General features: G+C 71.2%; 15 protein-coding genes and 2 pseudogenes. 5 read left to right on the forward strand and 12 right to left on the reverse strand.

Translation table 11 applies throughout. From position 1 onward, the window contains the following. Positions 1 to 124 precede the first annotated feature (124 nt). The gene (locus OG553_RS32295; RefSeq protein ID WP_405982384.1) at positions 125 to 2614 is read left to right on the forward strand and encodes an ATP-binding protein; all 2490 of its coding nucleotides are present in this window, start codon (positions 125 to 127) and stop codon (positions 2612 to 2614) included. A 17-nt stretch (positions 2615 to 2631) separates the two neighbouring features. On the opposite strand, the gene OG553_RS32300 is transcribed toward OG553_RS32295, so the two are convergent. The 9 genes from OG553_RS32300 to kdpF (OG553_RS32340) form a co-directional block, all read right to left on the reverse strand. Beyond that, a complete protein-coding gene (locus OG553_RS32300) occupies positions 2632 to 5175 on the reverse strand; it encodes an ATP-binding protein (protein WP_405982385.1) in 2544 nt (847 codons plus the stop codon). Positions 5176 to 5183: 8 nt separating this feature from the next. Next, positions 5184 to 5867, reverse strand: a complete 684-nt coding sequence (locus tag OG553_RS32305; RefSeq protein ID WP_405982386.1) for a response regulator — start codon at positions 5865 to 5867, stop codon at positions 5184 to 5186. A gap of 122 nt (positions 5868 to 5989) precedes the next feature. After that, complete coding sequence (locus tag OG553_RS32310; protein WP_405982387.1) at positions 5990 to 6706, reverse strand: potassium-transporting ATPase subunit C; 717 nt, start codon at positions 6704 to 6706, stop codon at positions 5990 to 5992. Between the two features lie 5 nt (positions 6707 to 6711). Continuing rightward, a complete protein-coding gene (gene kdpB / locus OG553_RS32315; protein WP_405982388.1) occupies positions 6712 to 8814 on the reverse strand; it encodes a potassium-transporting ATPase subunit KdpB in 2103 nt (700 codons plus the stop codon). Continuing rightward, on the reverse strand, positions 8811 to 10475 hold the full coding sequence (kdpA, locus tag OG553_RS32320) for a potassium-transporting ATPase subunit KdpA (RefSeq protein ID WP_405982389.1): 1665 nt from the start codon (positions 10473 to 10475) through the stop codon (positions 8811 to 8813). The genes kdpB and kdpA overlap by 4 nt, the downstream gene beginning before the upstream one ends. Positions 10476 to 10483: 8 nt before the next feature. Then, positions 10484 to 10573: a K(+)-transporting ATPase subunit F gene (kdpF, locus tag OG553_RS32325; protein WP_042817481.1), complete on the reverse strand. Its 90-nt coding sequence runs from the start codon at positions 10571 to 10573 to the stop codon at positions 10484 to 10486. Positions 10574 to 10815: 242 nt separating this feature from the next. Then, positions 10816 to 11148 (reverse strand): hypothetical protein, encoded by a 333-nt coding sequence (locus OG553_RS32330; protein ID WP_405982390.1) that lies wholly within the window; start codon positions 11146 to 11148, stop codon positions 10816 to 10818. Continuing rightward, on the reverse strand, positions 11118 to 11339 hold the full coding sequence (locus OG553_RS32335; RefSeq protein ID WP_405982391.1) for a hypothetical protein: 222 nt from the start codon (positions 11337 to 11339) through the stop codon (positions 11118 to 11120). Before OG553_RS32335 ends, OG553_RS32330 begins: the two co-directional genes overlap by 31 nt. Positions 11340 to 11385: 46 nt before the next feature. Continuing rightward, the gene (gene kdpF, locus OG553_RS32340) at positions 11386 to 11475 is read right to left on the reverse strand and encodes a K(+)-transporting ATPase subunit F (RefSeq protein ID WP_405982392.1); all 90 of its coding nucleotides are present in this window, start codon (positions 11473 to 11475) and stop codon (positions 11386 to 11388) included. A gap of 242 nt (positions 11476 to 11717) precedes the next feature. On the opposite strand from kdpF (OG553_RS32340), the gene OG553_RS32345 reads away from it, so the two are divergent. The 3 genes and pseudogenes from OG553_RS32345 (at position 11718) to OG553_RS32355 (ending at position 14711) form a co-directional block, all read left to right on the forward strand. After that, positions 11718 to 13628: an APC family permease gene (locus OG553_RS32345; protein ID WP_405982393.1), complete on the forward strand. Its 1911-nt coding sequence runs from the start codon at positions 11718 to 11720 to the stop codon at positions 13626 to 13628. Between the two features lie 152 nt (positions 13629 to 13780). Next, a pseudogene (locus tag OG553_RS32350) lies at positions 13781 to 14035 on the forward strand (short-chain dehydrogenase); the annotation flags it as partial. A gap of 91 nt (positions 14036 to 14126) precedes the next feature. Then, entirely contained in the window at positions 14127 to 14711 is a 585-nt protein-coding gene (locus tag OG553_RS32355) for a GNAT family N-acetyltransferase (RefSeq protein WP_405982394.1), read from the forward strand. Positions 14712 to 14828: 117 nt separating this feature from the next. Here the strand turns inward: OG553_RS32355 and OG553_RS32360 are convergent, their stop codons facing one another. Next, positions 14829 to 15389 (reverse strand): hypothetical protein, encoded by a 561-nt coding sequence (locus tag OG553_RS32360; RefSeq protein ID WP_405982395.1) that lies wholly within the window; start codon positions 15387 to 15389, stop codon positions 14829 to 14831. A gap of 225 nt (positions 15390 to 15614) precedes the next feature. On the opposite strand from OG553_RS32360, the gene OG553_RS32365 reads away from it, so the two are divergent. Next, the gene (locus OG553_RS32365) at positions 15615 to 15851 is read left to right on the forward strand and encodes a hypothetical protein (protein ID WP_405982396.1); all 237 of its coding nucleotides are present in this window, start codon (positions 15615 to 15617) and stop codon (positions 15849 to 15851) included. A gap of 1204 nt (positions 15852 to 17055) precedes the next feature. Here the strand turns inward: OG553_RS32365 and OG553_RS32370 are convergent. Then, positions 17056 to 17862, reverse strand: coding sequence for an SDR family NAD(P)-dependent oxidoreductase (locus tag OG553_RS32370; RefSeq protein WP_405982397.1), 807 nt, complete (start codon positions 17860 to 17862; stop codon positions 17056 to 17058). A gap of 768 nt (positions 17863 to 18630) precedes the next feature. After that, a pseudogene (locus OG553_RS32375) lies at positions 18631 to 19296 on the reverse strand (magnesium and cobalt transport protein CorA); the annotation flags it as partial. Positions 19297 to 19852: the final 556 nt, after the last annotated feature.

The following is a 19852-nucleotide window of genomic DNA, read 5'->3' on the forward strand; positions in this document are numbered from 1 at the left end:
GCTCTGCCCTGATCCGGCCGTCTTCCACCCGATGATGATCGTCAGCAGCACTCGTGTGCCTCTGCCGGCCGGGGAAGCCCTCCGTGCGGATCGGGGCCGATCTCGGCGTCAGGAGGCGCGTGTCGTGGCGGAGGCGGATACCCGACCCGGAAGGCTGAAGGTCTTTCTCGGGGCGGCCCCCGGTGTGGGCAAGACGTACCGGATGCTCGACGAAGGGCGGCGCCGGGCCGACCGGGGTACCGACGTCGTCGTCGCCTTCGTGGAGTGCCACGGCCGCCGCCACACCGAGGAGAAGCTCGCCGGGCTGGAGGTCCTGCCGCGTACGGAACGCACGTACCGGGGGAGCCGGTTCCCGGAGATGGACCTGGCGGCGGTACTGGAACGGCGGCCCCGGGTCGCGCTCGTCGACGAGCTGGCCCACTCCGTCGTGCCCGGAGGAAGCCCGGCCAAGCGCTGGCAGGAGGTGGAGGCGCTGCTCGCGGCCGGGATCGACGTGGTGACCACCGTGAACGTGCAGCACCTGGAGTCCCTCAACGACGTCGTCGAGAAGATCACCAGGGTGCCGCAGCACGAGACCGTGCCGGACGAAGTCGTGCGCCGGGCCCACGAGATCGAGCTGGTCGACCTGCCGCCCGAGGCGCTGCGGCGGCGGATGGCGCACGGGAACGTCTACGCCCCGGAGAAGGTCGACGCGGCGCTGTCCAACTACTTCCGGGTCGGCAACCTCACCGCCCTGCGCGAGCTGGCCCTGCTGTGGCTGGCCGGGCGGGTGGACGAGGCACTCCAGAAGTACCGCGCCGAGCACGGCATAGGGGGAGTGTGGGAGACCCGGGAACGGGTGGTCGTGGCCATCACCGGCGGTCCCGAGGGCGACACCCTCATCCGGCGCGCCGCCAGGATCGCGGCCCGCTCCGCCGGCGGCGACCTCCTCGCCGTCCACATGGCGCGCAGCGACGGCCTGGCCGCCGGTGCCTCGGCGACCGCACTGGTCCGCCAGAGGGCCCTCGTCGAAAGCCTCGGCGGCAGCTACCACTCCCTGGTCGGGGACGACGTGGCCACGGCGCTCACCGAGTTCGCCCGCTCGCAGAACGCCACGCAGCTGGTCCTCGGCACGAGCCGCCGCGGGCGCGTCGAGCGCTTCCTCACCGGCCGGGGTACTGGCGAGACGATCGTCGGGCTGTCCGAGGACATCGACGTCCACATGGTCACGCACGAACGGGCCGGCGGCGGAAGGCTGTTGCCGTCGACACGGCGGACCCTGCCGACGTCCAGGCTCATCGCCGGACCGGTCCTGGGGCTCGTCCTCCCGCTCGCGCTCACCTTCCTCCTCGACCGCACCAGGGGCAGCCTCAACCTCACCAGTGAGGCCCTCCTGTTCCTCGTGACGGTGGTCGGGGTGGCGTGCGTGGGCGGCGTGCTGTCGGCCCTGGTCGCCTCACTGACGGCCTCCCTGCTGCTGAACTACTGGTTCATCCCGCCGGTCGGCGAGTTCACCATCGCCGAGCCCAACAACATCCTCGCGCTGGTGGTGTTCGCGGTGGTCGCCGGAACCGTCGCCGCGGCCGTCGACCGGTCGCTGCGCCTGTCGCGCCGGGCGGCCCGTGCCACGGCGGAGGCGGAGACGCTCTCCTCCCTCGCCGGCTCCATCGTGCGGGGGGACCAGGCCGTACCCGCACTCCTCGAACGCACGCGGGAGACCTTCGGGATGGACTCGGTCGAGCTCACCGGCGAAGCGGTCGCGGACGACGCCTCCGCCGTACGGGTCCCGGTGGGGCAGGACACGCACCTGGTCCTGCGCGGGCGGCCACTGCCCAGCTCCGACCGCCGGGTCCTGTCCGCCTTCGCCGCGCACGTCACCGTCGCGGTCGAGCGGGCCCGGCTGGCCGAGGCGGCCGCCGAGATCGAACCCGTCAAGGCGGCCGACCGGATGCGCACCGCACTGCTGGCCGCCGTCAGCCACGACCTGCGGACCCCGCTCGCCGCCGGATGGGCCGCCATCGAATCGCTGCGCGCCAGCGACGTGGAGTTCAGCGAGGAGGACCGCGACGCCCTCCTCGCCACCGCGGACGAGTCGATGGCCCGGCTCAACCGACTCGTCGAGAACCTCCTGGACATGAGCCGGCTCCAGGCCGGAGCCCTGAAGCTGGAGCTGCGGCCCACCGACCTGATGGAGGTGGTGCCCGCCGCGCTGGACGGCCTGCCCGCCGACGCTCCCGCCGTGGACACCCGGAGCATCGAGCGGGCCCCGGCCGTCCTGGCCGATCCGCCGCTGCTCGAACGCGTGGTCGCCAACCTGCTGGGCAACGCGGTCCGGCACACCCCGCCCGGACGGCAGGTCCTGCTGACGGCGAGCGCGCTCGACGACCGTGTCGAGATCCGGGTCGCCGACCGCGGGCCGGGAATCCCGGAGGCGGACCGGGAGAACGCCTTCGTACCCTTCCAGCGGCTGGGCGACACCGACAACAGCACGGGCGTCGGCCTCGGGCTCGCCCTCTCCCGCGGCCTCGCCGAGGCGATGGGCGGCACCCTGACCCCGGAGGACACCCCGGGCGGCGGCCTGACCATGACCCTGTCGCTCCCGGCCGCGACCGCCACGGAGCGTGGCGGTCGCTGAGCGGGACCGGCGCGGGGTCAGGTCGTGGCGTCGGCCGGGAGCTCTGCGGTGACCGGGCGGCCGCCGCCGGCGATGGGCAGGGTGATGACCATCGTCAGGCCGCCGCCGGGGGTGTCCTCGGCGGTCAGGGTGCCTTCCATGGCCTCCAGGAAGCCCCTGGCGACGGCCAGTCCGAGGCCCACGCCGGCGCCCGCGGGGGCGTCGCCGTACCGCTGGAAGGGTTCGAATATGCGGTTCTTGGCCTCGTCGGGGACGCCCGGTCCCCGGTCGACGACGCGCAGTTCGAGACGGTCGGCGAGGGAGCTGGCGGAGACGTGGACGGGCTGGCCGCCGGGGCTGTACTTGACGGCGTTCTCGACGATGTTCGCGACGGCCCGCTCCAGGAGGCCCCGGTCCACGGCGACCATGGGCAGGGTCTCGGGGATGTCGAGTTCGACGCTGTCGTCGGGAACCCCGGCCAGGGCCATGGGGACGACCTCGTCGAGGTCGGTCTCGCGGATGAGCGGGACGACGGTGCCCGTCTGGAGGCGGGACATGTCGAGGAGGTTGCCGATCAGGTGGTCGAGACGGTCGGCGCCGTCCTCGATGCCCTCCAGGAGGTCGGCCCGGTCCTCCTCGGACCATTCCACGTCGGTGGAGCGCAGGGAGGTGACGGAGACCTTGATGCCGGCGAGCGGGGTGCGCAGGTCATGGCTGACGGCGGCCAGCAGCGCGGTCCGGATCTGATTGCCCTCGATCAGGCGGCGGGCTTCCTCGGCCTCGTCGACCAGGCGCTGCCGGTCGAGGACGACGGCGGCCTGGGCGGCGAAGGCGCCGAGCACGCGCCGGTCCTCGGCGGGCAGGACCCGGCCGGTCAGGGCCAGGGCCATGTTCTCGCCGATGGGCATGTCCACGTCTGCGTCCTCGGGACGGGTCACCGGGTTGGGGCCGATGCTGCCCGCCGTGGTCCACGGCTCGACCTCGGTGCCCCGTTCCAGCAGGGCGACGGATTCCATGGCGAAGGTTTCGCGGACGCGCTCCAGGAGTGCGTCGAGGGCGGTTTCGCCGCGCAGGATGCTGCCTGCGAGGAAGGAGAGGATCTCGGACTCGGCGCGCAGGCGGGCGGCCTGGTGGGTGCGCCGGGCGGCCAGGTCGACCACGGACGCCACCGACACGGCGACCCCGACGAAGATCGCGATGGCGACGATGTTCTTGGGGTCGGAGACGGTGAACTCGTGCAGCGGCGGGGTGAAGAAGTAGTTCAGGAGCAGGGATCCGAAGGCCGCCGAGGCCAGGGCGGGGAGGAGCCCGCCGAGGAGTGCCGCCGCCACGGTGAAGGTGAGGAAGAGGAGCATGTCGTTGGCCAGGCCGAGGCCGGGTACGACCTGGCTCAGCAGCACGCTGAGCAGGGCGGGGCCGGCGATGCCGGTGAGCCAGCCCCAGATGACGCGCGAGCGGCTGAGCCGCGCGCCGCGGGCGACGGGCAGGCCGCGGCCCTTGGCGGCCTCGTCGTGGGTGACGATGTGGACGTCGAGGTCGGGTCCGGACTCGCGGGCCACGGTGGCGCTGACGCCGGGGCTGAAGACGGACTGCCAGGAGCGGCGGCGGCTGACACCGAGGACGATCTGGGTGGCGTTGCAGCCGCGGGCGAACTCCAGCAGGGAGTCGGAGACGTCGTCGCCTATGACGTGGTGGAAGGTGCCGCCGAGGTCCTCGACCAGAGTCCGCTGGACGGCCAGTTCCTTGGGCGAGGCGGCGGTCAGGCCGTCGCTGCGGGCGATGTAGACGGCGAGGACCTCGCCGCCCGAGCCCTTCTCGGCGAGGCGGGCGGCACGCCGGATGAGGGTACGGCCCTCGGGTCCGCCGGTGATGCCGACGACGATGCGTTCGCGGGCCTGCCAGGTGGTGCGGATGTTGTGCTCGCCGCGGTACTCCCGAAGGTATTCGTCGACCCGGTCGGCGACCCAGAGCAGCGCGAGTTCGCGCAGGGCGGTGAGGTTGCCGGGGCGGAAGTAGTTCGACAGGGCGGCGTCGACCTTGTCGCTCTTGTAGATGTTGCCGTGGGCCATGCGGCGGCGCAGGGCCTGCGGGGACATGTCGACGAGCTCGATCTGGTCGGCGCGCCGGACGACCTCGTCGGGGACGGTCTCGCGCTGCCGCACGCCGGTGATGGTCTCGACGACGTCGCCGAGGGATTCCAGGTGCTGGATGTTGACGGTGGAGACGACGTCGATGCCGGCCTGGAGCAGTTCCTCGACGTCCTGCCAGCGCTTGGCGTTGCGCGAGCCGGGGACGTTGGTGTGCGCGAGCTCGTCCACGAGCGCGACGGCGGGACGCCGGGCGAGGATCGCGTCGACGTCCATCTCGGTGAACGTGGAGTCCCGGTACTCCAGCTCACGCCGTGGGATCTGCTCCAGCCCGTGCAGCATCACCTCGGTGCGCGGCCGGCTGTGGTGCTCGACGAAGGCGACGACGACGTCCGTGCCGCGTTCCACCCGGCGGTGGCCCTCGGAGAGCATGGCGTACGTCTTGCCGACGCCGGGGGCGGAGCCCAGATAGATGCGAAACTTGCCGCGTCCCATGTTGTACGTCATCCCTCGAAGCGGTAGCCCATGCCGGGCTCGGTGATCAGGTACCTCGGGTGTGAGGGGTCCGCTTCCAGTTTGCGGCGCAGCTGGGCCATGTAGACCCGCAGGTAGTTGGTGTGCTCGGAGTACGTCGGCCCCCAGACGTCGAGCAGCAGCTTGCGCTGGCTGACGAGTCGCCCGGGGTTGGTGATGAGGATCTCCAGCAGGTGCCACTCGGTGGGCGTCAGCCGCACGGTCCGGTCCTCGCGCCTGACCTTCTTCGCGATCAGGTCCACGGTGAAGTCGTCGGTCGTGACCACGGAGGTCTTCGCGGACGGCGCCGGAGTCTCACCCCGGCGGGCGGCTGCCCGCAGCCGGGCCAGGAGCTCGTCCATGCTGAACGGTTTCGTCACGTAGTCGTCGGCGCCGGCGTCCAGGGCCCGGATCTTCTCCTCGGACGTATGTCGGGCGGAGAGCACCAGGATCGGCACGCCGCTCGTCTTCCGCACCTCTGTGATCACGTCGATACCGTCGATGTCCGGCAGTCCGAGATCCAGCACGATGACGTCGGGCTTGCGGGCGAACGCGAGCCTCAGGGCGGCCTTTCCGTCGGAAGCCGTCTCCACCTCGAACTTCCTCGCCTCCAGGTTGATCCTGAGCGCGCGGACGAGCTGGGCGTCGTCTTCCACCACCAGCACCTTGATCATCGGTGTGGGGCCTTCCTCTTTCGGTGGATACGGGTCGGAGCCGGCGGGACGCGGGGTGCCTCCCAGCCGTGGCTGGGGGACCTTCGCGTCCCGTCGGCTCCAGACCCTCGTCGTGTGGACCGTCAGCCCTTGGCCAGTGCCTTGAGCGCGGTGTTGAGTTCGAGCACGTTGACGCGCGGTTCGCCCATGAAGCCGAGGGTGCGGCCGGTGGTGTGGTCGGCGACGAGCTTCTCGACCCGCTTGACGTCGAGCCCGTTCTTCTCGGCGACCCGGTGGACCTGGAGCTTGGCGTACTCCGGGGAGATGTTCGGGTCCAGGCCGGAGCCGGAGGAGGTGACCGCGTCTGCGGGAACGTCTGCGGGCTTGACCTTGTAGGTGGCGGTGGAGTTGTCGCTGATCACGGCGTCCTTGGCGGCGAGGACCTGGGCGCAGAGGCTGCCCTCCTCCGCCTTGTCGGTGCACTTGCCGTCGACGGCGCCGTTGTCGGCGGAGCGGTTGGTGGCTCCGGAGAGGATCAGCGAGTACCGGGTGTTGACGCTGTTGGTGCCGAGGCCGCCAGAGGGGCGGGGCTGGAACCACTTGAGGTCCGGCTTCGCGGCCTCTTCGGCGTCGCTGGGGTCCTTCTTGGGCAGGTCGTAGCGCTGCCCGATGAGGGAGGAGCCGACGACCTGCCCGCTTTTGTCCTTGATCTCGGAGCCGTTGGCCTTGTCGTTGAAGAGGGCCTGGGCGATCCCGGTGACGGCGAGCGGGTAGAGGACCCCGCACACGATCGTGAGGACCAGCAGGGCGCGCAGGCCGGCACCGATCAACCGTGCTGTGTTTCCTACCGAGTTGTTCATGGGAGTCAGCCGATTCCGGGGATGAGGGTGATGAGCATGTCGATGAGCTTGATGCCGATGAACGGGGCGATCAGACCGCCCACGCCGTAGAGCCCCAGATTGCGGCGGAGCATCTTGTCGGCGCTGGTCGGCTTGTACTGGACGCCCTTGAGGGCGAGCGGGACGAGGGCGATGATGATCAGTGCGTTGAAGATGACGGCGGAGAGGATCGCGGACTCGGGGGAGGCCAGGCCCATGATGTTGAGCTTGTCCAGGCCCGGGTAGACCACCGCGAACATGGCGGGGATGATCGCGAAGTACTTGGCGACGTCGTTGGCGATGGAGAAGGTGGTCAGCGCTCCCCGGGTGATCAGGAGCTGCTTGCCGATCTCGACGATCTCGATGAGCTTGGTGGGGTTGGAGTCCAGGTCGACCATGTTCCCGGCCTCCTTGGCGGCCGAGGTGCCGGTGTTCATCGCGACGCCCACGTCGGCCTGGGCCAGGGCGGGGGCGTCGTTGGTGCCGTCGCCGGTCATCGCGACGAGCTTGCCGCCCGCCTGTTCCCGCTTGATGAGGGCCATCTTGTCCTCGGGGGTGGCCTCGGCGAGGAAGTCGTCCACGCCGGCCTCCTGCGCGATCGCCTTCGCGGTCAGCGGGTTGTCGCCGGTGATCATGACGGTTTTGATGCCCATGCGGCGCAGCTCGTCGAACCGCTCGCGCATGCCCTCCTTGACCACGTCCTTGAGGTGGATGACACCCAGGACGCGGGCGCCCTCCTCGTCCTCCACGGCGACCAGCAGTGGCGTACCGCCCGCCTCGGAGATCCGGTTGGCGAGGAGGTCGGCGTCGTCGGAGACCTGGCCGCCCTGCTCCTTGACCCAGGTCATGACCGAACCGGCCGCGCCCTTGCGGGTCTTCTTGCCGTCGACGTCGACACCGGACATGCGGGTCTGGGCGGTGAAGGCGATCCACTCCGCGTGGCTGAGCTCGCCCTGGTGGCGCTCGCGCAGCCCGTACTTCTCCTTCGCGAGGACGACGATGGAGCGGCCCTCGGGGGTCTCGTCGGCGAGGGAGGACAGCTGGGCGGCGTCCGCGAGTTCGGCCTCGGTGGTGCCCTTGACCGGGACGAACTCGGCGGCCTGGCGGTTGCCGAGGGTGATGGTGCCGGTCTTGTCGAGCAGCAGCGTGGACACGTCGCCGGCGGCCTCGACCGCCCGGCCGGACATGGCCAGGACGTTGCGCTGGACCAGGCGGTCCATGCCGGCGATGCCGATGGCGGACAGCAGCGCGCCGATGGTGGTCGGGATCAGGCAGACCAGGAGAGCGGTGAGCACGATCATGGACTGTTTGGCGCCCGCGTAGATGGCGAAGGGCTGGAGGGTGACGACGGCCAGCAGGAAGACGATCGTGAGCGAGGCGAGGAGGATGTTCAGCGCGATCTCGTTCGGCGTCTTCTGCCGGGCCGCGCCCTCGACCAGGGCGATCATGCGGTCGATGAAGGTCTCACCGGGCTTGGTGGTGATTTTGATGACGACCCGGTCGGAGAGCACCTTCGTACCGCCGGTCACGGCCGAGCGGTCGCCGCCGGACTCCCGGATGACGGGAGCGGACTCGCCGGTGATGGCGGACTCGTCGACCGAGGCGACGCCTTCGACGACGTCACCGTCGCCGGGGATGGTGTCGCCGGCCTCGCAGACCACCAGGTCGCCGATCTTGAGGTCGGTACCCGGGACGGACTCCTCCGTGCCGTCCGCCTTCAGACGGCGGGCGACGGAGTCGGTCTTGGCCTTGCGCAGGGTGTCGGCCTGCGCCTTGCCCCGGCCTTCCGCCACGGCCTCGGCGAGGTTGGCGAAGACAGTGGTGAGCCAGAGCCAGGCGGTGATGGCCCAGCCGAACCAGTCGGTCGGGTCCATGACCGCCAGCACGGTGGTGACGACCGAGCCGATCAGGACGACGAACATGACCGGGGACTTGACCATGACGCGCGGGTCGAGCTTGCGGACGGCGTCCGGGAAGGACTTCAGCAGTGCCTTGGGGTCGAAGAGGCCCCCGCCGACGCGGCCGGCGGGCGGCTTGTGGCCGGTGGGCAGGTCGTCGTGCGGAGCACGGGTCGGTGTGGCGGTGCTCATGATGCGAGCCCTTCGGCGAGCGGCCCCAGCGCCAGCGCCGGGAAGTAGGTCAGACCGGTGATGATGAGGATGGTGCCGACGAGCAGGCCCGCGTAGAGCGGCTTGTCGGTACGGAGGGTGCCCGCGGTCTCGGGGACGGGCTTCTGCTCGGCGAGCGAGCCGGCGAGCGCGAGGACGAACACCATGGGCAGGAACCGGCCGAGCAGCATGGCGATGCCGATGGTCGAGTTGAACCACTGCGTGTCGGCGTTCAGGCCCGCGAAGGCGGAGCCGTTGTTGTTGGCGCCCGAGGTGTAGGCGTACAGGATCTCCGAGAACCCGTGTGCACCGCTGTTCGTCATCGAGTTCGCCGGGGTGGGCAGGGCCATCGCGGCGGCGGTGAAGCACAGCACGAGGGCGGGCGTGATGAGGATGTAGCAGGCGGCGAACTTGATCTCGCGGGTGCTGATCTTCTTGCCCAGGTACTCGGGCGTGCGGCCGACCATCAGGCCGGCGATGAACACCGCGATGACCGCCATGACGAGCATGCCGTAGAGGCCGGAGCCGACACCGCCGGGAGCGATCTCGCCGAGCTGCATGCCCAGCAGCTGGATGCCGCCGCCCAGGCCGGTGTAGGAGGAGTGGAAGGAGTTGACCGCGCCGGTGGAGGTCAGCGTGGTGGCGACCGAGAAGATCGCCGAGGCGCCGATGCCGAAGCGGGTCTCCTTGCCCTCCATCGCCCCGCCCGCCGCCTGGAGCGCCGGGCCGTGGTGGGCGAATTCGGTCCACATCATCAGCGCGGTGAACCCGATCCAGATGGTCGCCATCGTCGCCAGGATCGCGTAGCCCTGGCGCAGGCTTCCGACCATCCGGCCGAAGGTCCGCGTGAGGGCGAAGGGGATGACGAGGATCAGGAAGATCTCGAACAGGTTGGAGAACGGGGTGGGGTTCTCGAAGGGGTGGGCGGAGTTGGCGTTGAAGTAGCCGCCGCCGTTCGTTCCGAGTTCCTTGATGACTTCCTGGGAGGCGACCGCGCCGCCGTTCCACTGCTGGGTGCCGCCCGCGAACTGGCCGACCTCGTGGATCCCGGAGAAGTTCTGGATGGCACCGCACGCGACCAGGACCAGGGCCCCGATCACGGAGATCGGGATCAGGATGCGGACGGTGCCGCGCACCAGGTCGGCCCAGAAGTTGCCGAGTTCACCTGTACGGGACCGTGCGAAGCCTCGTACGAGGGCGACGGCGACGGCCATGCCGACGGCGGCGGAGACGAAGTTCTGCACCGCCAGGCCGCCGGTCTGCACGACGTGCCCCATGGCCTGCTCGCCCGCGTACGACTGCCAGTTGGTGTTCGCGACGAAGGACGCGGCGGTGTTGAAGGCCTGGTCGGGGTCGATCGCCTGGAAGCCGAGCGAGCCGGGCAGGACGCCCTGGAGCCGCTGGAGGGCGTAGAGGAACAGGACGCTCACGGCGGAGAAGGCGAGGACGGCGCGCAGGTATGCGGGCCAGCGCATCTCGGCGTTCGGATCGGCGCCGATCGCCTTGTAGATCCACTTCTCCGGCCTGTAGTGCCTCTCGGAGGAGTAGACGCGGGCCATGTAGTCGCCGAGCGGACGGTAGGCCAGCGCGAGCGCGGCCATCAGTGCGAGGAGCTGGAGCACACCAGCGGTTACGGGGCTCATATCGGTGCTCAGAACCTCTCCGGGTACACGAGGGCGAGGACGAGGTATCCGAGCAGGGAGACGGCCACCACCAGGCCGACGATGTTTTCGACGGTCACAGCTTGGTCACCCCCCGGGCGATGAGGGCCACCAGCGCGAACACCGCGACCGTGGTGACGACGAAGGCCAGATCGGCCATCGCGAGCTCCTGAGTGAAGTGGGAAGAAATGAATCAGCCAGATGGCCGATGACGAGATAACCGTGTCTTCAGTCGGGTGTTAAGACACTTTGACGGGCTCCATACGGGCGCGGGGGAACTCCTAACGCCACTCATACGCGGAGCGCCGCCCGCGCGCCCCTGTCAGTCCTGGTGGGACAGCCCGGCCGAGTCCAGTGCGGCTCCCGCCTGGGCGGCCAGGGCGACGGCGACCAGGCGGGATTCCTCGGGCGGCAGGGGCCGGCCCGGGTGCCCCTCGAGGAGGTATCGGCCGTAGTAGTGCCCGCCGCCGGCGACCCGGAGCTCTGCTTCACCGTCCGGCCAGTCGGCGTACTCGGTGATCCGGCCCGGGCGGCGCAGCCACAGGCCGCCGCCGTGCTCCAGCCGGGGCAGGTGCCCGATCAGGGTCCCGTACTCGAAGCGGCAGCCGCGCAGCCCCAGCAGGCTCACGAGCTCCCGGCGCACGTGTTCGACCACCGCCTCCGGGGAAGCCCCGTCCTCGCCCGCGTGCCGAGGACGGCGGCCGCGACCACCACGACGACCATGATCAGTGCCTCGTTCGCCGCGGTGAGACCCGTGCGGAAGGGCACGAGGAGGAGCGCGACGAGGAAGGGGGCCAGGAGGGCCGCGAGCAGGGCGGCCCGGTCGTGAAGCCGGTACCCGGACATGTGGTGCCTCCTGCCCGGAGGGGTCGATCTCGGTTGGGTGCGCCCTTCAGAACTTCTCGGGCTTGATCAGTGCCGTCACGAGGTAGCCGAGCAGTGCCAGGGCGATGAGCAGTCCGACCACGTTCTCCGCGTCCATCGGCGTCTCCTCCTCGTGTCGTCCGGGCCGGCCGGTGCCGCCCGCATCGAGCGTGCCCCATCGCGGAGCCGGGGCCATGCGGGACAGCGCCTCTTGACGGTCCTCTTACGGCGCGACGGCCGGCCCGTATGGATCCGGTGAAAAGTGGCCGGGGCGGCGTATGGAGTTCGACAAGAGTGCTGGTGGTGCCCCCGTACGCCGTCGACGCTGTCCTGACTTTGCTCATTCGGAGGAACAGCGACATGACCCCACACGTAGAGAACCCGACCACGACCGCGCCGGCACCGGGCAGCGAGGAGCCCCCGGATACCGGCGCGGGCGCAGCCGGGGACCGGCACAGGCTGACCGCCCTCCAGGGGCTGGCCGCGCTGTCGCTCGACGCGATGGCCTCCGTCGCGTACGGCCCCGAGTCGATCGTGCTCGTCCTGGCCGCGGCCGGCGCGTACGGCCTCGGGTTCACCCTCCCCGTCACGCTCGCCATCGCCGCGCTGCTGGCTGTGCTGGTGGCCTCGTACCGGCAGGTCATCGCCGCGTTCCCGGACGGCGGAGGATCCTACGCAGTCGCCAAGCGCCACCTGGGCCGGCGTACGAGCCTGGTCGCCGCCGCCTCGCTGATCCTGGACTACGTCCTCAACGTCGCCGTCTCCGTCACCGCCGGAGTGGCCGCCCTGACCTCGGCCTTCCCGGGCCTGCACGGTGAGCGGGTGTGGATCTGCCTCGCCGTGCTGGTGCTGGTCACCGCCGTGAACCTGCGCGGGGTCGTCGACTCCGCCAAGGCCTTCCTCGTCCCGACCGCGCTCTTCGTCGGGTCCATCCTCGCGATGATCGCCGTCGGCCTCTTCCGCGACGGCCCGGTCAGCACCGCTTCCGCGGCCGGGCACGCCTCCGCCCTCGGCGAGGGCGCCACCACGGTCGGCGCCCTGCTGCTGCTCAAGGCCTTCGCCGCCGGCTGCTCCGCCCTCACGGGCGTGGAAGCCGTCGCCAACGCCGTACCCTCCTTCCGAGCCCCTGCCGCCCGGCGGGCCCAGCGCACCGAGGTCGCCCTCGGGGCCCTGCTCGGTGTGATGCTGATAGGCCTGTCCGTCCTGATCGGCCGCTTCCACCTCCAGCCGGTGGAGGGCGTGACCGTCCTCGCCCAGCTCGCGGACGCCTCCTTCGGGCACAACGCGGCCTTCTACGTGGTCCAGTTCGCGACGATGGTGCTGCTGGCGCTCGCCGCGAACACCTCCTTCGGCGGGCTGCCCGTCCTGATGAGCCTGCTGGCCCGCGACAACCACCTGCCGCACGTCTTCGCCCTCAAGGCCGACCGGCAGGTCCACCGCCACGGCGTGGTCTGGCTCGCGCTCGTCTCCGCCCTCCTGCTCGTCTTCTCGGGCGGTGACACCAACACCCTCGTCCCGCTCTTCGCCATCGGTGTCTTCGTCGGCTTCACCATCTGCCAGGTCGGCATGGTCCGGCACTGGTACGGCGAGCGCCCCAAGGGCTGGCAGACGAAGGCCGCCCTCAACGGCTTCGGCGCGCTCCTGACCGGCGTCTCCGCCGTCGTCGTCACCGCCACGAAGTTCACCGAGGGCGCCTGGCTGATCGTCCTGGCCCTGCCGCTGATCGTCCTCGCCTTCGAGAAGGTCCACCGCGCCTACACCGAGATCGGCGAACGCCTCGAACTCGGCCGCGTCCCGCAGGCCCCGCAGCGCTCCCGCTCCCTGGTCGTCGTCCCCGTGTCCGGGCTCTCGCTCCTGACCTGCCGGGCACTGACGGCGGCCCGCTCCCTCGGCGACGAGGTCCTCGCCGTCACCGTCACCCACCCCGCGCCCGAGGACCGGCACGCCGCCGAAGCCCTGCGTCGGGACTGGGAGTTGTGGAAGCCGGGGGTCGAGCTGGTCGAACTCCCCTCGGAGGCCCGCTCGCTGGGCCGCCCGGTGTCGGCCTACGTGCGCAAGCTCGCGCAGACCCACCCGGACGCCCAGGTCACCGTCCTCATCCCGGAGACCGAACCCGCGCACCTGTGGCAGCGGATGCTGCAGAACCAGCGCGGCTCCGTCGTCGCCCACGCGGTGCGCCGCGACACCGACGCCGTCATCTGCCGCCTCCGCTTCCGCATCGAGGCGGAGCCCGGACCGGTACTGCCCGGCGGAGCCTCCACGGCCTCCTGAGCCCTCCGTTCCGGTGGTGGTGTCCTGCCGAAGTCCGTCAGGACCGCATCAGAAGGTCGTAAGCGCCCTTGAGACCCGGTCCCCGGGGCAGTTGGATGGATGACGCGAACACCGGTCGGCGCTCCGGCGGCGTCGGCCGCACGACGCCCGTTGACCCCCGAGTCACCGCCGTATCGGTCGACCCGGGCATCTGCGAGACCGCCCTGAGGCCGCTGTACGGCCCCGGGGGCGTGACGCCCGCCGAAGGCGCCGCATACGTCGCACGGCTCTGCGACCCGGCGTTCGAGATCGTCAACGGCGCCTACCACGACCGCGGTGAGCGGATGGAGCCCGCCGCGGGCGCGACCGCGGAGCGTACGGTCAAGCGCCTGAACGAGCTCGCCGACCAACTCGTGGGCCGCTTCGCCCGACAGGGCCCGCGCGCGTTCCCCGCGGGGGCGGCCCGCTTCCCCGGCCGCCCCCGCTCTCCCTTCCTACCCTGATGTGGCGGTATCCGTCGTGATCGAGCTCGCTTCCACCGGTCTTCCCGCCTCGGCCCGCTGGTTCCCCGGCGGGGCTCCCGGAGTGGCCGCTCTCCCCGAGCACGTCATCGCCACCGGTGGCGGCCGCTGGTGGGCGGACCGTGCTGTGGACCCGAAGGCGGTCGCGGTCTCCAGCGGCGGCCACGTACTGCCGGCCGAGGACGCTCCGGCGGTCGCCGCCCTCGGCCACGGGGTGGCCTGGATCCACCGGTCCTGGGGCGGCCCCGAGCAGCTCGCGTCCTCCGGCCACTGCTGGGGTGCCTTCCACCGGGGCCGCGCCCTGTCGCTGGCCTGCACCTACTTCCTCGGCAGCCGGTACGAGGACGTCGCGGCCCTCGCCGACCCCGGCCACCGCCGTCAGCACCTCGCCCTGGCCTGCGTCACCGCCCTCTGCCGGGACATCGCCGCCCGCGGACGCACACCGAGCTGGACCTGCTCCCGGGACAACCGGCCCAGCCGCCTCCTGGCCTGGTCGGCGGGGTTCCGCCTGGCCCGGGAGTACGTCCACTACGCGACGGGACCCGCCCGGAGCCCCGAGTTCCGCAGGGCGGCAGCGGCCTGAGCCCGTACGCGAACCCGCGGGCCCTCCCACGGGAAGCGAGTACCGAACACGAATGGGGGGTGTCCGGCAGTGATCGGCCGGACACCCCCCGGGGCTCCTGGTGGCTTCGGGCCCAGGTCAGTCCAGACCGGACACCTTGAAGACGGTACGGGCGGTCTCGCCGTCGATGCGCTTGGCCAGCTGGCGCATGGCGGTCGCCCCGCACAGGAGGGTGCCGCGCTGGATGGAGGTCTGGGCGTCGGCGTCGAGGTGCCGCCACATCGCGGGGTTGCGCACGAGGACCCTCGGGTCGATCTCGACCCGGTTGCCGTCCGTGTCGCGGAGGATCATCCGCTGGGACACCCCGTCGGACCAGCGGACCGAGACGAGCGAGTCGGTGCGGACGCTGTGTTCCACCAGGAGGCCGCGGGCGCTCAGCAGACCGGGCCGGGTGGAGACCCGCAGCGGCACCAGGATCACGAAGACGAGGAAGGCGAGACCGGTCCAGAGGGCGCCGCGGGTCGTGTCGAGCCTGCCGGCTCCGGCGTCCAGCCCGAAGAGGGCGGTGAAGAGCAGGGCGGCCACGCCGACCGCCGACCGCCGTTCCCCGGCCCACTGCGAGTCCTGTGCGAGCGCTCCGGCAGCCCCCGCGTCCGCGGCTCCAGTGCCGGTCGAGGGGTGAGTGATACGTCGTCCCATGCGATCGACAGTAGGACGGGCGGGTCCTCCGGCCGAGCACCCTGACGGACTGCTGACGCCGTGCCGACGGCATCTTTACGGGGCCGCTCCGTCGTCGCTCCGAAGCCCCCGTATGAGGGCTGTCAAGGTCCTCCTCCTCGCCGTACGGACGCTGTCAACGCAGGCCGGGACGACCGCGCACCCGCTGTTTCATGGGAGGACGTACGACAGGAAGGCGGCACGCCAATGCCCCGGGCCCTGGGAGCGGGCGCCGACGACCACGTCACCAAGCCCTTCAGCATGCCCGAACTGCTGGCCCGGCTGGGAGCCGTCGCCCGCCGCAGCCTGCCGGAACGCGCGGCCGTCACCGGTGAAGAGGTGCTGGAGAGCGAGGAGTTCACCATCGGCCTGCTCGCCATGAAGGCACGGCGCGGAGGGAAGAGCATCAGGCTCACGGCACCACGAGGGTGCGGCCGCCGCTGAAGCCGTCGCCGGCCCGGCAGGTACTGGGCCACCTCCCCCGGCCGGCTGCGGCTGGCGCGCGCGACGTGCGTCCTGCTCGCCGTCCTGCTCGGGGTCGCGGCGACGGGCGCGTCCGCCACCTGGGACGAGACGGCCGGCCGTGACGCGCCCCGCGCCATCTCCGCGCCCCGGCTGAACCTGGAGCGCGACCGACATGCTCACCGACCGGCTGCTGCCGGAAGCCCGCAGGCTCGTCGACGCGAACGACGCGGTGTACGAGCGCCGGTACGAAGCCGCGCGGGGACCTCCGCGCACAGCGGGCCGCGGAGGCGGTTCTCGGGGTGCTGTTGGTCGGCGCGCTCCTCCTGCTCCAGGTCCAGCTCACCCGTCGTTTCCAGCGGGTCTTCAACCCGGGACTGATCGCCGCCACCCTGTGCGCCGCGGTCGCGGTGGTGTGGGGTGCGCACCAGCTGTACGGGATCGCGGGCGCCGGCCTCGACACCTACGACGCGAAGCTCGGCGAGACCTGGGCCGCGTACCGCGAGGACCACGACGACAAGCGGTTCACCGGCGAGTACCGCCGCGAGCTGGACGACATCACCTTCGCGGGAGAGCGGGAGGCCGCCGAGAGGACCGTCGAGGCGTACGCCGTCTACCAGCGTGACGACCGGACCTTCCGGCGCCTCGTGACCGAGGGGAAGATCCAGGAGGCCACGGTCTTCTGCATCGGCTGGGCCTCCGATGAGGCCGCGACGGCCCGTGGTCTCGGGGTGTCCCCTCACGCGAGGGCGGCCACCCGGGCGGGGTGTTCTTCGACCACGAGGTGGCCGGCGTCGGGAATGACGCGGAGCTCGGTGCCGAGGGCCGCGTGCACCACCGGATGGAGCCGTCGCGGCGGCAGGAAGGTGTCGTGGGCCCCGTGGCGACCAGCCGCGGAACCGCCCGTGCGGGGAGTTCGGCCGGCGGCGGGCGGCCATGGCGTGTTCGGTGAGGGTGGACGGGCCGGGGGTGGCCGTGGGGAACGAGCCGGCGAGGGGAGGGAGCCGGTGGGGAGGCGGGTTGATCATGGTTCTTCCTCGGGCCACGGATGCGGGGCGGCCCTGTTCGGAGGGCCGCCCCGCGGGGTGGTTCGTCGGTCAGCAGGAGGGCTTGCTGCCGTGGTTGGAGCCCTTCTTGCGGCGGGCCCTCTTCTTGCGTGCGCGCTTGGACATGTACTCGTTTCCCTTCAGGCGGTGTGGCCGACGAGGAGGTCGGCGAGCTTGTTGAGGCGCTTGACGGTGCGGTCCTCGGTGGCGGCGGGGGCCGGGGCGACGCGCTCGGAGCGGTCGTAGTAGGCGCCGTTGACGATCTCGGTGGCCGGGTCGCAGAGCCGTACGACGTGCTGGGCGCCTTCGGCGGCGGGTGCGCCCTCGTGCCCGTAGAGCGGGAGGAGGCCGGTCTCGCAGACACCGGGGTTGACGGAGACGGCGGTGACGCGCGGGTCGGCGGCGAAGACGGTCAGCGCGAGCTGTGACTGGGCGTAGGCGGCGAGGCGGGAGTAACGCCTCACTCGCTGCGGGTCGTTCCACTGGATCGCGCCGGAACGGTGGAGGGCGGAGGAGACGTTGACGACGCGCCCGCCGGGGTCGCTGGTGAGGGCGGATGCCAGGAGGTCGGTCAGGAGGTAGTGGGCGAGGAAGTTGACCTGGAAGGAGATCTCGTTGCCGTCGGCGGTGAGGGTGTGGCGCTCGGGTGCGGCGATGGCGGCGTTGTTGACGAGGACGTCCAGGCGCGGGTGCGCGCGCACGACGGCGTGGGCGAGGTTCTCGACCTCCTCCAGGCGGGTGAAGTCGGCTGCGAACGGGCGCACGGCGGCGGCGTTGATGCCGGCCGTGGCGATCAGCCGGTCGGTGGCGGCCTGCGCCTCCTCGGGGGTGCGGCCGTGGAGGAGGACGGTGGCGTCGTGTTCGGCGAGCTGGCGGGCGGTCTCGTAGCCGATGCCGGAGGTGGCGCCGGTGACGAGGACGGTGCGTCCGGACAGGGACGAAGGCATGTCGGATTCCTTGTTGCTTGAAGCGGCATGGCCGATGGGCTCGGAGCCGCGCGAAGGGCGGGCCGGGGTTCGGCTCGTGCGGGTGAAGGTGAAGACGCGTACGGAGCCGGAGGGCCGGAAGGGACGCCAGCGGGTACGCGGATGACGCGCGGCCGGTCTCAGACGGCCGGGCGGACGGCGGGCGCCATCGGCTGCACCGTATTCGGTGGCCGATCGTCGTGGCGCGGACCGCTGTTCATGACCACATCCCAGCGCATCCCGGGCGGGGGGACAAGATTCCGAACGCGTCCCTGACGTTCTTCTGATGCGCGCGGGGTGAAGCGCCTCTGCTTCATCCGTGCAGGTCATCACCACTACGTCAAAGCCCGGACGGTTCACGTGTGCCGCCGTCGACCGAGGATGTCCCGTCAGGACGGTGTCAATTGCCCGTACCGATCCTTGAACACCGCGAGGTCGGGCTGTTCCGATGGATCCGGGGAAACGGTCCGGTGCCCCGGCGGCAGGGTTGCCGCGCCGGTCCCCGAGAGCTTCGGCGCTTCAGATCCCTGCGGACCGGCCGCCTGAGGCATCGCGGCCACGATCAAGCCGGAGATCCGTGAGGCGGCCGGCTCTTCAGCCTGTCCCCACCCCTTCCGCGTGACGGACGAGCCCACGACGTCGTCCCGTGGGAGCGACGCTAGGGCTGTTCGGAGCCTCGGTGCCGGACCCCGATGGATCGCTCACGTCGTGGCGACGGCATCTTGACGGGAGTTCCGGTCTTCTGCCGGTTCAGAGCCACCCGTTGCGCCGGAAGGAGCGGTGGATGGCCACGCACGCGACGCTGATCAGGCTCAGGACGAGGGGATAGCCGTATCGCCATTTCAGCTCGGGCATGTGGTCGGAGTTCATGCCGTACACGCCGCAGACCATGGTCGGTACGGCGACGATCGCCGCCCATGCCGTGATCTTGCGGATGTCCTCGTTCTGGGCGACGGCGACCTGCGCGAGGTGGACCTGGAGGATGGAGTCGAGCAGTGCCCCGAAGGCGGCTATCCGGTCGGTGGCGCGGGCAAGACCGTCGGAAATGCCCCGGAATTAGGGCTGGACGTCCGAGGCGATCGCCGGTGACGGAACGTCGGCCAGGGCCGGCAGGGCCCGTTCCAGCGGGACGACGGCTCGCTTGAGTTCCATCAGCTCGCGCTTGAGCTGGTAGATGCGCCCGGCATCGCCGCGGCCGGCGTGTTCGGACACCACCGAGACCTCCACGGCGTCGACGTCGGCCTCCATGGCATCGGTCACGGCCAGGTAGTCGTCCACGACGTGCTGGGCTATGGCGTGCAGGACGGCCGACGGCCCCTTCGCGAGCTGCTCGGGCGCCGCCTCCAGGGCCTCGCGCAGGGGGCCCAGGGAACCGTGCCGACCTCGGCGGACCGTGACGACGAAGTCGGGTCCGACGAGCGCCGTTCCGTGCAGGTCATCAGGGCCGCGTCAAAGATCGACGGTCATGCGGAAGGAACGCGTCAGGAAGTGTGGCCGAGGCTGCCGGCCGGCCACAGGCTGGTGTTGCGACGGAGCCGGGGTGACGCTCCGGCGGCGCGCGGCTGGAGGGCGGTGACCTGAACTCCGCCGGGACAGCGCAGGGTTCGGCCCGTGGGGGGTCCGTTCCGATGCGACCGCGCGCCGGTCAGCCGTCGCACGACACATGAGCCGTCCGGCATCCGGTGTGGGGGCACCGGAGCCGGGCGGCTCGCGTGTTCCAGCCGTCCGGCGTCCCCGATGGCTGCGGCCACTCGCCTCCGCCGCGCCCCGTGGCCGAGCGACGGCTGACGGCTGACGGTCGAAGGTGTGCTGCAACGGGAGTACGTCCGCTACGCCAGTGGGAGGGTGTGCGTCAGGAGCCGTCGGAATTCGGTCACGAGCGGGCATGGATGATCCGGCTGCGTACCCTGGCCGGCCCGGCCCGGCCGTCGATGGCGGTGGCTGATTCTCTGCCGTACGACGGGAGCTCCTC

This window comes from Streptomyces sp. NBC_00158 (assembly GCF_045160885.1).
GTDB lineage: Bacteria > Actinomycetota > Actinomycetes > Streptomycetales > Streptomycetaceae > Streptomyces.

What these genes read in the sequence shown, in the direction of transcription:
- OG553_RS32310 (WP_405982387.1), bottom strand. Translation starts at nt 6,706, where the DNA reads ATGAACAACTCGGTAGGAAACACAGCACGGTTGATCGGTGCCGGCCTG.
- OG553_RS32300 (WP_405982385.1), bottom strand. Translation starts at nt 5,175, where the DNA reads ATGGGACGCGGCAAGTTTCGCATCTATCTGGGCTCCGCCCCCGGCGTC.
- OG553_RS32345 (WP_405982393.1), top strand. Translation starts at nt 11,718, where the DNA reads ATGACCCCACACGTAGAGAACCCGACCACGACCGCGCCGGCACCGGGC.
- kdpB (WP_405982388.1), bottom strand. Translation starts at nt 8,814, where the DNA reads ATGAGCACCGCCACACCGACCCGTGCTCCGCACGACGACCTGCCCACC.
- kdpF (WP_405982392.1), bottom strand. Translation starts at nt 11,475, where the DNA reads ATGGACGCGGAGAACGTGGTCGGACTGCTCATCGCCCTGGCACTGCTC.
- OG553_RS32365 (WP_405982396.1), top strand. Translation starts at nt 15,615, where the DNA reads ATGCCCCGGGCCCTGGGAGCGGGCGCCGACGACCACGTCACCAAGCCC.
- OG553_RS32335 (WP_405982391.1), bottom strand. Translation starts at nt 11,339, where the DNA reads ATGTCCGGGTACCGGCTTCACGACCGGGCCGCCCTGCTCGCGGCCCTC.
- OG553_RS32360 (WP_405982395.1), bottom strand. Translation starts at nt 15,389, where the DNA reads ATGGGACGACGTATCACTCACCCCTCGACCGGCACTGGAGCCGCGGAC.
- OG553_RS32370 (WP_405982397.1), bottom strand. Translation starts at nt 17,862, where the DNA reads ATGCCTTCGTCCCTGTCCGGACGCACCGTCCTCGTCACCGGCGCCACC.
- OG553_RS32305 (WP_405982386.1), bottom strand. Translation starts at nt 5,867, where the DNA reads ATGATCAAGGTGCTGGTGGTGGAAGACGACGCCCAGCTCGTCCGCGCG.
- kdpA (WP_405982389.1), bottom strand. Translation starts at nt 10,475, where the DNA reads ATGAGCCCCGTAACCGCTGGTGTGCTCCAGCTCCTCGCACTGATGGCC.